This window comes from Streptomyces sp. LZ34, assembly GCF_053890475.1.
The window spans coordinates 11,196,447-11,208,999 of sequence record NZ_CM132680.1; the positions used below are offsets into that span (position 1 = coordinate 11,196,447).

Sequence of the window (12,553 nt, forward strand, 5' to 3'; positions counted from 1 at the left end):
TCCGCTTGAACCGTCGGGCCTGTTCCCGCTTGCTGCGCAGAAACGTCAGGGTGAGGTCGAGTCTTTCGGCCTCACCCCGCCAGCCCTCCTCGATGGCGCGCTGGCGGCGGGCGAGGCGGGCACGGCTGGTCGGGATCCGTGACAACCTGAAGGCACGCGTCGAGGAGGCCGAACACGAGGGCTGGCTCCGCGAGGTCGAGGGACCGTGGGTCAGCCTTGCCGGCGCAGAGGGAAAGCTCACGCAACGCGACTCCCCGGTATCCCAAGCACAGCAGGCAGTCCACCTCGGAATGCCCTCGTTCCGCGAGATCGCCGCACGGGGCACCTGACCTCCGGCTCCGCCGGCACGTCGGCGGAGCGAGGATGTGATTGCCCAGCTCGTTCGGACGCTCGCTCAGGAGGTCCAGGTCCTCAACGAGAAGGTCGCCGAGACCGATCAGCTCATCGAAGCCCGGTTCCGAACGCATGAGCTGGCCGCGATGTGGCATGCGGCCAGGTAGATGGAGCCCCCAGACGTACTGCCGTTCCTGGCCTTCGCCGTTCAGCCCAGGTCGGACATGTCGAGTACGAAGCGGTAACGGACGTCGTTGCGCCGGAGACGGTCGAGGGCCTCGTTCACTCGCGCCGAGGGGAGCAGTTCGATGTCGGCGGTGATGCCGTGCTCAGCACAGAAGTCCAGCATGGCGGCGGTCGCGGGCCTGCCACCGCTGCCTGCCGAGCTGAGTTTCTTGCGTCCCACGAGCAGGTCGGTGGTCTCCACGGTGACGGGTCCCAGGTGTCCGAGGTGGCTGAGCGTCCCGTCCATGGCGACCAGGCGCAGGTAAGGGCCGAGGTCGTGCGGGGAGGAGATGGTGTCGATGACAACGCCGAACCGGTCGCGGGCGTCAGCCATCTGTTCCGGGTCCGTTGAGACGATGAGAGCGTGGGCGCCGAGACGACGAGCGTCGTCGACCTTGTCCGGTGAGCGGCTGACAACCGAGGTGTGGGCGCCGAGCGCCACGGCGATCTTGACCGCGAGATGGCCCAGGCCACCCAGCCCCGCCACCGCGACGCGGGTTCCCGGCCCCACGCCGAGGGCGTGCAGCGGCTCGCAGACAGTGATCCCGGCACAGAGCAGAGGAGCGGCGACGGCCGGATCCAGACCAGCGGGAAGAGGGTAGGCGAAGCGGTCGCGGACGACGTACTCGCGGGAGTAGCCCCCTAGTGTGGCCGATCCGTCGTGCCGGTCGATGCCGCCGTAGGTCAGGGTCGGGAAGGCGTGGCAGAAGTTCTCCTGGCCGGCCCGGCACATGGCGCACTCGCCGCACGAATCGACGATGTTGCCCACCGCGACCGGGTCACCCACGGTGAAGCGGGTGACCGCGGGTCCGGTCTCGGTCACCACGCCCGTGAACTCGTGCCCCGGCACCAGGGGCCGGCCTCCTTCGCCGTCCCGATTGCTGACGGCGTGCAGATCGGTGTGGCAGACACCGCAGTAGTCCACCCGGACCGCGAGGTCGTCGGGGCGCAGGTCGCGCCGTTCCAGTGGCGTCCGCCGCAGTGTCGACGACGGACCTTCCACCTGCCAACCAATGGTGCTCCTCATGGCGCCTCCTCATAGACAGACTGTTCGGTCTATTCACGGTAAGCGCATGATCGACGCCACCGACCTCGCGGACTGGGCCGTGCGCCTCTACGACGAGTATCTCCGCCGCCCCGACCTCATCCGGCTGGCCACATGGGCGCGCCTCGAGCGACGCCCGGCCGGCCACCTGGTCGACGACCCCGACCGCCTCGACGACCACAAGCTGGGCGCCATCGCCGAGGCCCAGGCCGCCGGCGTGGTGCGCCAGGGAGACCCGTTCGACGTGATGGCCATGGGTGATTGCCATGTCCATGGCGCGGTCGCCGTCAGCAATGTCTACGCGGCGACCGCACAGGAGCCCCCCGAACTGCACGAGCAACGTCGCGCCCTGCTCCGCGAGAGCGTCCGCCGCGCCATGGCAGCCGACTAGGTGTATTGATCACGGGCGTCCGAAGACCACGCGCGAGGAGGAGGTCGAGCGGCTACTGAACCTCGGGGCCACCCAAGAATAACCGAGTGTGACCTTTGGTGACTCATTCCGTGCTGGACTGTGTGTACCTCTCCCTGAGCCCTATCGACGTCGCGCCTGTTGGTGCCAGGTGGCGGGCAGACCTCAACTCTTGACGGCCTCTGCGATCTGAAGGGCGGCCTGGGCGGGCGTGAGGTGCGTGGTGTCGACGACCTCGGCCTCGCCGTGTAGCCACGTGCGGGCCGCCTCGGCGTAGGGCTCGAGGTATTTGAGGCGGAACGGGGAGGGGACGGGATGTGCCCCCTCGATGCGCCCGCGGAGGGTGTCCTGGTCAGCGTGGAGGACGAAGTGCCTTACCGGGATGGCATGTTGGGCCAGGCCCGTGCTGATCTCGCGCCAGTACTGCTCGACCAGGACAGTCATGGGCATCACCAGAGTGCCGCCGGTGTAGTCGAGTACGCGGCGGGCGGTCTCGACGACCAGCGGCCGCCACGGCGGCCAGTGCTGGAAGTTGTCCGTCCTGGGCAGCCCCGGCGTGATGTCCATGAGCGTCTCGCCAACCTTCTCGGCGTCGAACACCCGTGAATCCGGGATCAGCTGCTGCACGAATGCACTGGTCGTTGTCTTGCCTGCGCCGTGGGTGCCATTGAGCCATACGATCATGGGACCCAACGCTAGCGCCGTGCGGGCCGCGGGAACGGGTACGGCAGAAATCCGGTACGGCTTCGGGCCCGGCGCCAGGACGGACGGCTGCCAGAAGGCGACCGCTCGCGTGGTCCTGGTGGAACTCGTCGCGCTGGTCGCCCCCGGCGCCGTCGAGCGTGGGCACAACGAGGCACGGTGCGGTGGTCTGCGCGGTCAGGTCACCGGGTGTTGAACCGGCACGAGCCCGCCCGCGCCGGGCGCACCCTTGTCGTTCCAGGTCCGCACCCGCCAGAAGTACGCGTCCTCCGAGTGCAACGCGCCACCGTCGTAGGCTGCTTCGGTGCTGTTCGAACTCGCCACCTTGTCGCTGCGCCAGACATCGGCTTTGCCGGGTGCGGTGCCGACCTGGATCTCGTACGCGGTCTGCTTGGCCATCCGAGGCACCCGGCTGAACGCCGGGAGCGGCTCCGACCGCCGCTGCCGTCATGATCGGTAACGACCGCACCGGCTTCGCCAACGCCTGGGGACTGAAGGCATACGCGGACTCCTCGCCCGTCACCCGCGCCTCCGGCAAGAAGTCAAGCATCGCGTCGCCGCTGGGTGAAGAACGACCGGCGCAACCAAGCCAGCTATTTGTGGGCCTTCGCCGCTCCGAACAGGTCGCCCGGGGCCAAGACCCCTGTCTACTGCTCCTCGGGGCGGGCGTCTGCGGGTACAGCGGCCGGCCGGTCGCAGCTGCTGCCCACCCGGACTGACCTGCCGCTCTCAGCCGCGGCGAGCATGGACTCCATCACATCCAGGACGTGGTAGGCGAGTTCCCCGTCAGCGCGGTGCGGTCCACCCCGGGCGACGGCTCGGGCCAGGTCGGCGACCCCGTAGCCGCGGGAGGCGTCCTGGTAGCCGCCTCGTACCAGAAGCTGCTCCCATTCCTGGGCACCGGCTCTGAAGAGCCGCACCGGTCCGTCGAATCTGTTGGGGTCGGGAACGGAGAGTGAGCCGTCCGTGCCGTAGACCTCGATCCGGGGAAGTGCGCCGGCCCACACTTCGAAGCTCATCATCAGCGTCGACAGGGCGCCGGAGTGGTGTTCGAGTACGCCGGTGACGTGAGTGGCGACCTCGACCGGGACCTGCGCTCCGGCTCGGGGACCTTTGCCGATGGTACGGCTGGCACGGAAGGTCGAGGCCATTCCGACCACCCGGCGGACCGGTCCCAGCAGGGTCACCAGCGCGGTCAGGTAATACGGGCCCATGTCCAGAAGCGGGCCGCCGCCCGGGCGGTAGAAGAATTCCGGGTCGGGGTGCCAGCGCTCGGGGCCACCACTGACCATGAAGGCGGTCGCGGCGACCGGGATGCCGATGTCACCGGCATCCAGTGCTGCGCGGGCGCTCTGCACGCCAGTGCCGAGGACGGTGTCCGGGGCGCAGCCGACCCGGACGCCGGCGCCGGCGGCGGCATCCAGCAGAGCGCGAGCCTCGGTGGTGGTGGCGGCGAGTGGTTTCTCGCCGTAGACGTGCTTGCCGGCGTCGATGGCGGCATGGGCGACCTCCGCGTGTGCGGCCGGGATGGTGAGGTTGAGGACCAAGTCGACGTCCTCTGCCTCGTAGAGCCCGTCGAGGGTGGTGGCGCGGGCTCCAGGTACCGTGTCCGCAGCGGCGGCGGCGCGCGCGGTGTCCAGATCGGCGACGGCGGTCAGCCGCAGGTTGTTCAAGCGCGGAATCGTGGAGAGATAGGCGTTGCTGATCTTTCCTGCGCCTACGAGGCCTATGCGGAGTTCGGGGTGTGCGGCGAGCGGGTTGCCCATGACATTCCCTTCGTGATCATCGAGTGGACCTGGGGTATCTCCAGGTCTGCCAGGTTGTGGCCGATCGCGGTGACGAACACCCGGCCCGCGCCCCAGGACCGGGTCCAGGTCACGGGCATGACGGTATGGGCGAGTTCGGGGTGGTCGGGATCGGCGACGTAGTCGGTCACCGCGAGTACCTCTGCGGCCGGGTCCATGTGGAGGTAGTACTGCTCGGTGGTCACGAGGAACGGGGTGAGCCCCTCGACGATCGGGTGGCCGGCGGCCGCGGGCAGCGGCCGGACCTGGTAGGTGGTGTGTTCGCGGGGGTGGTAGACGAACTGGCCGCCCGTCATCAGCTGGTAGTCGGGCTGGGAGCGGAAGGAGTCGATGATCCCGCCGTGCCAGCCGGCGAAGCCGGTCCCGGCACGGACCGCACGGGACAGGCCGGTCACCTGCTCGCGGGTGATCTCTCCCATCGTCCAGCACTGCACGATCAGGTCCGTGGCGGCCAGCAGTTCCTGGTCGAGATAGCTGTCGAGGGAGTCGGAGACCGTGACCCGGTAGCCGGCCTCCTTGAGCACGGCGGCGTAGCGGTCGCTGGCGGGCACGGGGGCATGGCCTACCCATCCGCCGCGAACCACGAGGGCGTGTTTGGCCGTCATATCAGCTTTCCTGTGGGGTTCGTCGGTGGTCTGGCGTCCACGGCGCCGGTTACTCCGGTGCCGACCGTGCTCATGCCAGGGCGTCCTTGTCGGAGAGAAACCTGAAACTCTTCGCGACCGGGTCGAAGATGTCGCCGTCGAAGTCGTCGAGCTCGACCACGCGCAGCGCGTTCGGAGCCGCGGCCAGAATGTCCCTGACCGGGATGACGCCGTCGCCGACCGCCACCTGGGCTTTGTTGTTCATCGAGCGGTCCCCGTCCTTCACGTGCAGGGCCTTGACCCGGTCGCCGAGCCTGGTGAGCAGGACCGGCACGTCCGCGCCTCCGACGGCGGCCCAGTACGTGTCCACCTCGAGGATCACCTCATCCGCCAGGTGATCCGCGAGGACCTCCAACGCGTGCACGCCGTCCACCTTCAACTCAAGTTCGAAATGGTGGTTGTGGTACCCGACCGTGAGGCCGTGATCGGCCGCCTCGGCCGCGACTCGGTTCAGGTCCTGTGCGATGCCCTTGATGTCATCGGCGGTCTGCCAGTGCTCGGCTTTGACCATGGGCACGATGACAGTGGTGACCCCGAGACGCCGGGCCGCGGCGTAGATGGCGGCTCGATCGTCCCGGAGCAGCGCGGCGTGCGCGGTGGGCGCGGACAGTCCGTACCTGAGCAGCGCGTCTGCCAGCCGCTCCGCCCGATTGACGAAGCTGTACGGCTCCACGGTGCGGTAGCCCATCTCCGCGATGCGGGCCAGTGTTCCCTCCAAGTCGTCCTCGAGTCGCGATCGAACCGTGTACAGCTGAAGGGAGATCTCATCCCTCGGCATTTCGCTCTCCTCGTCGGTGACGCCGGCACATCGTGTGCGGCGGGCGCCGGGGCGGGGCTACTTCTCCAGCAGCAGGTGCCAGCGCCAGGCCTAGTGCCTGGCGTGGAGCCGGTGCCGGGGCCGGGTGTCCGGGCCGAGGCGACCGGTGCCGACTCCCCGATGGGCGATGTCGACGTGTACGACGGTCGCCGCGCTGTCCGGCAGCTTCCACCAGTGGCTCGTGTTCTCCAGTTGGTCGTGCGTGCGTGTGCCGGCTCACGGTGACATGGCAGGGCAACTCCGTGGAGATCATGGCCTGCCCCGCGGGCCCGGTGAGCTCCAGTCGCACGGTGCCGCCGCGGGTGCCGTTCTCCTGCGGCAGGATGTACGGCACCGTGAGCTTGTCGATCGGGCTGCTCCACCGCCCCCGCAGGGCGGAGGAGGAGCGGTCCGGGTAGTTCTCCCATGGGCCGAGGCCGATCCAGCTCGCGGTGTCAAAGCCTTCGGCCAGCTCGAACTCCATGCCGACCCTGGGCACGTCCACGTACTCCTCCGGCAGCCAGACCTCCTCGTCGAAGGTGAAGTACCCGTCGCCACGCTGGATGATGCGCCGCCGATGCCGGACCGTGTCGCCATAGGCCGCGCGGTACACCGTGGTCACCGCGGTTCGCTCGGCGCCCGCCGCCACCTCGGTGTCGGCCGGTTGGAGGGAGAGAAGCCCGAGCGGACGAACTTGTTGTCCAGGGAGTAGGAGGCGTCGTTGTCGGTCAGGGCCCGCCACAGGCACAGGCACAGGCACAGGCACAGGCACAGGCACAGGCGCGGGGACCGCACCAGCAGCTCGTGGGTGACCTGGCCGTCGTTGCGCGCCACCGAGCCCGCCGCGGCCCAGGACGGTTGCTCCGGACGGACCGGGAGGCGGACCTGGAGCGCGGCGAGTTCGGTCCCTGCCTCGGCCCACGGCGACGGTTCCCGGGTCCGCACGGTGAGGGTGAGTGCGAGCGCGGTCGGCTTGCGCAGGTCCCGCTCGACATCGGCCGGCAGCTCGATGTCGCCCTCCTCGCCGGGCCCCACACCGGCTGCGACGACCGTGACCGCGCGGGATCGCCGACCTGCTCCTCGGACACGCCCCGCTCCCGCTGCCCGCGGACGAGCAGATCGCACGACTGCGCTCCTGGCAGGACCCCCAAAGCGGCATCGTCGGCGCACTCGACCAGGACGGACGCCAACGCCCCGCAGGCACGCTCCCCTTCAGCAAAGAGACCGGCTACCACTTCGGTGCTAGGCCCGCTCCTGGCCGTCCGCCAGGACTACGCAGGCGCTGAGATGCCAGGTCTCGTCCTCCTGCGCGGACAGCTCCAGGTCCACCTCGCGTCCGGAGGATCCGCCGTCCAGCGGGATCCGGAGCCAGGTGAACTCCCGGCCGTCGAGTTGCTCGCTCCGGGCTTTCTCCATCCCGTCCACGCGGACGATCAGCGACCTGTTGAAGGTGTTGGGGTCGCCGGTGAGCAGATGCGCGGTGCAGCGCCCGGCGGGCAGCTTCAGCCGTAGCACGGTCGGGGCGCCGTCGCGTACGTAGTCCCGGCGGACGATATCGAACAGTCCGGTGTCCGTGGCGTCAGGCGTGTTGCCGACCCAGCCGAAGTCGGCGCCCTCGTGCCAGCTGCTGGCCGGCGAGAGACGGGTGTAGTCCTTCAGCACCGGCGCCGAGTTGGGCCCGGCGTCCAGCGCGTGTACGCATCGCGCGGCGGGTGGCACGACGACGGCCCTGGCCAGGCTGCGCAGAGAGGAGTCGAGAACCTGCACCGCGCCCGACCTCGGGCGCGCGTGCAGTGTGGCGAGCGCGGGGGTCCGCGGCGGCACGACGGGCAGCTTCACCGTCTCGGCCTCCCGCGAGGCCACGTAGCAGGTCGCCTCCTCGGACCGCCAGCCCCCGGGTACCTCCAGCGTGGTCACCGTGCGCAGCCCGGAGCCCGTCGCGTTGACCACCTGCACCGGCAGCTCGTTGCGCTCCCCGCCCATCAGCGCCGTGTCGGCTGGGGCGACGATCGCCTGGAGCCAGCTGCGGCGCTCGTCGCGGATCCGGCTCAGTTCGAACCAGTAGGCGACCAGGGTGTCCCGCCACTGGGCGGCCTTGGTGATCTGCTCCCCGAACTGGCGGCGCACGTCGGTGAACCGCCGGTGGTCGACGCGGCGGCGCAGCTCCTCCCAGTCCGTGCGCATGTCCGCCACCCGCGCCGCGCCGGAGAAGTGCGTGTCGTAGATGTGCTGGATCACGGTCTTGCCGTTGTCCAGCCGGTGGGTGTACGGGACATGGTGCAGGAAGAGGAGCAGTTCCTCGGGGCAGTTGTCCAGCGACTCGTAGGCGTCCCGTGTCGCCGGCGCGTACAGCTTGGTGTAGCCGTTGCCGGTGGCGGCGGTGCGGTCGTAGCCGATGCCCTCGCGGTTCGACTTGTGGAACTGGGTGGTCGTCGTCGGGCTCGGGTCGAAGTGCCCGGTCACCGAGCCGTCCGGCGGATGGGTGAGATATCCCGTGCCCAGCGGCGAGGTGTAGTCCTCGTAGGTGCGCCAGGAGCCCAGAAGCAGGGCGGAGACGGTCTTGACGACGTCGGGGTCGTTGCCGAAGGTCATCCGGGTCCACTCGGCGGCCAGGTCCTGCGCGGACAGGTCCGGGTTCCAGGAGAGCCGTCCGTAGCCGTGGGTGTTGGCGGCGGCCAGGTGTGAGCCGGTCCAGTTCCTGGCATCGCCGAAGTTCATCACGCCGGCGAATCCGAAGTGCGAGTAGGAGTGCACCCGGCCGGTCACGACACGGGCCACGGTGCTGCCCTCACCCGCCTTGAGTGTGTCGAAGTCCAGGACTTCCTTCCACTGCGGAACCAGATAGCACAGATGGGTGGCGTGCCCTGTGTACTCCTGCGTGACCTGGAGTTCGATCACGGAGTTGGTCCGCGGCAGCGAGCCGAAGAGAGGGTGGGCGGGCTCGCGGACCTGGAAGTCGATCGGCCCGTTCTTGATCTGCACCACGGCGTTGTCCGCGAACTTCCCGTCCAACGGCGTGAAGTCGAGGTAGGCCTGCCGGTCCCACTTCTCGTCACTGTCGTGCACGAACGACCGCCACATCACGATCCCGCCGTACGGCCTCAGCGCGCCCGCCAGCAGGTTGGCCCCGTCGGCGTGGGTGCGCCCGTAGTCCAACGGCCCGGGCCGACCCTCGGAGTTGGCCTTCACCAGGAAGCCGCCGAAGTCCTCGATCTTGCCGTAGATCTCCTCGGCCTTCTTTGTCCACCAGCTGCGCACCCCCGGGTCGAAGGGGTCGGCGGTGTCCAGCCCGCCCAAGTCGATGGGGGCGGCGAAGTTCGCCGTTACGTACAGTGCCACGCCGTAGCGGCGCAGCACACCGGCCAGCGCGGCCAGCTTGGTCAGGAACGGCTCGGCGAGGTAGTCCGCGGGCGTGTTGACATTATTGATCACGGCGCCGTTGATGCCGAGCGAGGCCAGGACACGCGCGTAGTCCGTGTACCGGTTGTCGAGTTGCGGCAGCTTCTCCCAGTCGAAGAAGGACCGGCCCGCATAGCCGCGCTCGATCGAACCGTTCTTGTTGTCCCAGTGGTTGGCCACGCGCAGCGGGGCGGCCGGGCGCTCCGTGAGGTCGACGTGTTCCAGCGGCCGTCGGGTCTGTACGAGGCGCAGCAGGTGGAACGCACCGTAGAGCACACCGCGGTCGGCGTGGGCCGCCACAACGGTGAAGTCCTCGCCGCGCCGGGTGACCCTGCGGATGACGTAGCCCTCGTCGCCCAGCTCGGCCAGGTCGGCCGCGGGGACGAGCTCTCGGATCAGGGCGGAACTTGTCGGGGTGCCCACCACAAGTGCCGCGCGTGAGGGGGCGCTGGTGCGTGGTCTCACCCGTGTGCCGAGCAGCCCGGTGAGCCCGCGGACCAACTCGTCCACCGCCGACTGTTGGAGCGGGCCGCCTCCTTGCCAGACCAGGGCCTCCAAGGCAGCCCGGTATCGGGTGAGTTGAGCGGAGTCCTCCACCTGCCTGTACCGCAGCCACAGGTCGTACCCGTCCTCGGTGGGCAGCACGGCCGCCGGCGGTTCGGCGCCGAGCGCCGGCTCTGCCGACGCCGCCACGGAGAGACCGAGCGAACCGACTGCGCTTCTCAGCGTGGCCGCGGACAGAATGCTGCGGCGCCGTATTCCTGAGCTCATGATTCTCACTTTCCGTTGATGAACGAACAGTGCACATCCAGGCCAGGAGCAGGCCTCGCAACCGTCACACGCGTCACGACAGATGTCAACACAACAAACCATAAAGGAACATGGCAGTCTCCGGTGTGCCACCATCGTGGGGCATCGGTGAATTGATCGGGCCGTATCTACGCGCGATATCAGCGCAGTATGACGTAGGTGGCTCTACATAGGTGAACGCCGGTCGCGTATGCCAACGATCAAAATCCAACAAACGTGAGTCTAGGTCAGCTGCTGGGTCGCGCCGCTGTTGCTCATCCTGTTTAGGTTCGTGCAGGGCTTCGCTGCGGGCGGCGAGAAGGCCGGCGACGGCATGCTCAACGCCGCGGCCCCGCCCATGACATGGGCATTTCGACTGCCGCTCAACACCCCCTGAAGATCACTGCTCCATCACAGAGGGGAGACAGCTGGTTGCCGACGTATCACGGCATGACCGCGATCTCCTGGAGGCCGCCGTGGATCACGCCTCATCGAGTTCGGGGTTTCCAGTGTCGGATCTCTTCGCAGTAAGGAAGATTCATGCCATTAATTCCATTCGAGGCCGGCGCGGCGTTCACAGTGCCAGCCCATTACCCTACCCAGAAACCCAAGTCCACGGAGATCATCCCGACCAGCACCTATTTCCTGCACGGCGACCGGTATACCCGCTTCGAATGGAGCGATGGCACGCCCGGGACCGGTGCATTCGAGGAATCCGGCACCATTACGGACATGGTCGGTGGATATGTGCCGACCGGCGGTTTCGACAGGGACGTCGACGCCGCGCTCACCTACTGGTCCGCAGACTCCATCTACCTGTTCAAAGGTAGTCAGTGTCTCAAGGTAGCCGTCGACGGAACCGCCCCCGAACCCCACGCGAAGTCCATCAAGGATACCTTCAAAAACCTCCCTTCCAATGCTGATGTGAATTTCAACAACGGGATCGACGCAGCCCTCCCCTACGTGGACGGCGAGGGCAACCACTACGTCTGGTTCTTCTCCGGCGAATACTGCTGCCTCTGGAAAAGAGGAGCCCCCGCTCCTGGCATCCAAAGAACACACGACACCTGGGGAATCACCTGGGACGACCACACCGGCACCATCGACTGCGCCGCCCCCCAGCTCGACAGCGAAGGAACACCCAAGGACACCGGCTACCTCTTCCACAACAGCCAGTACGCCATCTGCACACCCAGTACCCCCAAGTCCACGGTCTCGGTCTCCAAGACCGTCACCCACGACGACACGGACGCAGATGGCAACATCACCTTCGCCATCCCCAACGGTGTCAAAGAGCTCACCGTAGAACCGTGGGGACCCGGCGGAAACGGCGGCACCGGCGTTGGCATCGGTTCGTACAGAGGGACCGGCGTTGGCGCTGCCGGTGGGGCCGGTGCCTACCTCCAGGACACCTACAGCCCGGACGGCACCTCACTCACTTTCCACATCGGCAAGCCTGGCGACCACACCCGCAACGCCGCAACCGAGGGCCTGGCCACCCTCATCGCCGCCGGAGGCGGCCACGGCGGCGGCACCGGATATATCAGCGACAATCATGGCTATATACAGATCGCCGGCGGTGACGGCGGGGCCGGCGACGGATACACCAACCCCGAGCACCCCATGGTCCGCGGCGGCGCCCCCGGCAAAGAGGGCGACCTCGTCGCCGGTGGTGACGAAGTCGTCGCCGCTGCCGGCGGCGACGACCTCAAGGGTGGCGACAGCGGCAGCACCAAGTACCGGCCGTCAGCGAAGGGTGGCGACGGATGGGATACCGACGGCGAGGACTCTGACGACCAAAAGAGAGGGGCTGCCGGCGGCGGTGGCGCCGGCCCGGGCCACGGCCGCGGCGGCAACGTGATCGACCTCGGTTCTCCCAGAGGCGGTGGTGGCGGCGGTGGTGTCGGCGGCTCTGGGGGGTACTACAAATTTCTTCCCAGCGGTGGGGGCGACAACGGTGGCGGCCTCGGCATCGGCGTGGCGTATACCGGCGGTGGCGGTGGCGGCGGTGGCGGTGGAAGCGGCTGGGGCGGCTACGGCGCAGGCGGCGGCGGGGCCTGGGAAGGAGGAGGGGGAGGCGGTAGTCAGGGCTGGAGCCTTCTGCGGAATGAATACGCCAGCTACAAGGGCTGCTCAGAGACCGACCCCCGCAAGCCCTACGGCATCCCACCCGCCGACAGCGATGAGGGTATCGGCGTCGGCGGCAGCGGCCCCGGGGACTCGGACACCAACGGCGGCGCGGGCGGCAGCGGAGCCGTGAGGATCACGTGGATCCCGCCAGACCAATAGAGCAGCCGAGCAAACCTGCCCGAAGGCTTCCACTTACCGCTCAGGCGGGATCAGTCGAACAAGGCTCCTGTTCGGGTGATCCCGCGGTGGTCGGGCATATCGGCGCTCGGTCGGGCG

14 protein-coding genes and 1 pseudogene are annotated in these 12,553 nt (G+C 68.4%); 6 read left to right on the forward strand and 9 right to left on the reverse strand.

The genetic code is table 11. From position 1 onward, the window contains the following. Positions 1-50 precede the first annotated feature (50 nt). On the forward strand, positions 51-329 hold the full coding sequence (locus ACWY4P_RS48295) for a hypothetical protein (RefSeq protein ID WP_456207142.1): 279 nt from the start codon (positions 51-53) through the stop codon (positions 327-329). Between the two features lie 36 nt (positions 330-365). Continuing rightward, a complete protein-coding gene (locus ACWY4P_RS48300) occupies positions 366-500 on the forward strand; it encodes a hypothetical protein (RefSeq protein ID WP_456207143.1) in 135 nt (44 codons plus the stop codon). 41 nt (positions 501-541) lie between these two features. On the opposite strand, the gene ACWY4P_RS48305 is transcribed toward ACWY4P_RS48300, so the two are convergent. Next, positions 542-1,585, reverse strand: coding sequence for an NAD(P)-dependent alcohol dehydrogenase (locus ACWY4P_RS48305; RefSeq protein WP_456207144.1), 1,044 nt, complete (start codon positions 1,583-1,585; stop codon positions 542-544). A 46-nt stretch (positions 1,586-1,631) separates the two neighbouring features. On the opposite strand from ACWY4P_RS48305, the gene ACWY4P_RS48310 reads away from it, so the two are divergent. Next, a complete protein-coding gene (locus ACWY4P_RS48310) occupies positions 1,632-1,994 on the forward strand; it encodes a hypothetical protein (RefSeq protein ID WP_456207145.1) in 363 nt (120 codons plus the stop codon). Between the two features lie 183 nt (positions 1,995-2,177). Here ACWY4P_RS48310 and ACWY4P_RS48315 read toward each other — a convergent pair whose 3' ends face one another. Next, positions 2,178-2,696: an ATP-binding protein gene (locus tag ACWY4P_RS48315; protein ID WP_456207146.1), complete on the reverse strand. Its 519-nt coding sequence runs from the start codon at positions 2,694-2,696 to the stop codon at positions 2,178-2,180. Here ACWY4P_RS48315 and ACWY4P_RS48320 point away from each other — a divergent pair. After that, positions 2,695-2,910 (forward strand): hypothetical protein, encoded by a 216-nt coding sequence (locus ACWY4P_RS48320; protein ID WP_456207147.1) that lies wholly within the window; start codon positions 2,695-2,697, stop codon positions 2,908-2,910. The genes ACWY4P_RS48315 and ACWY4P_RS48320 overlap by 2 nt on opposite strands. Here the strand turns inward: ACWY4P_RS48320 and ACWY4P_RS48325 are convergent. Beyond that, the gene (locus ACWY4P_RS48325) at positions 2,892-3,113 is read right to left on the reverse strand and encodes a glycoside hydrolase family 78 protein (RefSeq protein ID WP_456207148.1); all 222 of its coding nucleotides are present in this window, start codon (positions 3,111-3,113) and stop codon (positions 2,892-2,894) included. The two genes, ACWY4P_RS48320 and ACWY4P_RS48325, sit on opposite strands and share 19 nt — an antisense overlap. A 53-nt stretch (positions 3,114-3,166) precedes the next feature. Here ACWY4P_RS48325 and ACWY4P_RS48330 point away from each other — a divergent pair. After that, a pseudogene (locus tag ACWY4P_RS48330) lies at positions 3,167-3,353 on the forward strand (IS110 family transposase); the annotation flags it as partial. 8 nt (positions 3,354-3,361) lie between these two features. Here ACWY4P_RS48330 and ACWY4P_RS48335 read toward each other — a convergent pair. The 6 genes from ACWY4P_RS48335 to ACWY4P_RS48360 all read right to left on the reverse strand — a co-directional run bounded on the left by ACWY4P_RS48335 (position 3,362) and on the right by ACWY4P_RS48360 (position 10,129). Then, positions 3,362-4,480, reverse strand: coding sequence for a Gfo/Idh/MocA family protein (locus ACWY4P_RS48335; protein ID WP_456207149.1), 1,119 nt, complete (start codon positions 4,478-4,480; stop codon positions 3,362-3,364). Next, positions 4,441-5,070 (reverse strand): ThuA domain-containing protein, encoded by a 630-nt coding sequence (locus tag ACWY4P_RS48340; RefSeq protein ID WP_456207150.1) that lies wholly within the window; start codon positions 5,068-5,070, stop codon positions 4,441-4,443. The genes ACWY4P_RS48335 and ACWY4P_RS48340 overlap by 40 nt, the downstream gene beginning before the upstream one ends. A gap of 124 nt (positions 5,071-5,194) precedes the next feature. After that, entirely contained in the window at positions 5,195-5,941 is a 747-nt protein-coding gene (locus ACWY4P_RS48345) for a sugar phosphate isomerase/epimerase family protein (RefSeq protein WP_456207151.1), read from the reverse strand. Further along, entirely contained in the window at positions 5,928-6,581 is a 654-nt protein-coding gene (locus ACWY4P_RS48350; protein WP_456207152.1) for a beta-galactosidase small subunit-related protein, read from the reverse strand. Before ACWY4P_RS48350 ends, ACWY4P_RS48345 begins: the two co-directional genes overlap by 14 nt. Next, complete coding sequence (locus ACWY4P_RS48355) at positions 6,578-7,084, reverse strand: DUF4981 domain-containing protein (RefSeq protein WP_456207153.1); 507 nt, start codon at positions 7,082-7,084, stop codon at positions 6,578-6,580. The genes ACWY4P_RS48350 and ACWY4P_RS48355 overlap by 4 nt, the downstream gene beginning before the upstream one ends. Before the next feature lie 117 nt (positions 7,085-7,201). After that, positions 7,202-10,129, reverse strand: a complete 2,928-nt coding sequence (locus ACWY4P_RS48360; protein ID WP_456207154.1) for an alpha-glucuronidase family glycosyl hydrolase — start codon at positions 10,127-10,129, stop codon at positions 7,202-7,204. A 558-nt stretch (positions 10,130-10,687) separates the two neighbouring features. Here ACWY4P_RS48360 and ACWY4P_RS48365 point away from each other — a divergent pair. Then, positions 10,688-12,436: a hypothetical protein gene (locus ACWY4P_RS48365; protein ID WP_456207155.1), complete on the forward strand. Its 1,749-nt coding sequence runs from the start codon at positions 10,688-10,690 to the stop codon at positions 12,434-12,436. Positions 12,437-12,553 lie beyond the last annotated feature (117 nt).